Here is a 252-nt window from a genome sequence, read left to right on the forward strand (position 1 = left end):
GTCGTGGCGCTGACCAAACCAACGGAAACCGAGCGTGGGCAATGGTATTTCCAGCGTTATATCTCGCATTTTCCGACAGCCGGCGAATTCGTTCTATTTGACCGTTCCTGGTACAACCGCGCCGGGGTGGAGCCGGTCATGGGTTTTTGCACCCCGGAAGAGCACAAGCGCTTCCTCAAGGAAACACCGCGCCTCGAAAAGATGCTGGTCCACGAGGACGTTCACCTGTTCAAGTTCTGGCTCGATATCGGC

General features: G+C 56.3%; 1 pseudogene. It reads left to right on the plus strand.

Annotation, left to right across the window (positions count from 1 at the left end):
* A pseudogene (locus tag SB764_RS42860) lies at positions 1–252 on the plus strand (polyphosphate kinase 2); the annotation flags it as partial.

The organism is Paraburkholderia sp. SIMBA_027, assembly GCF_046535315.1.
GTDB classification, from domain to species: Bacteria; Pseudomonadota; Gammaproteobacteria; order Burkholderiales; family Burkholderiaceae; genus Paraburkholderia; species Paraburkholderia tropica.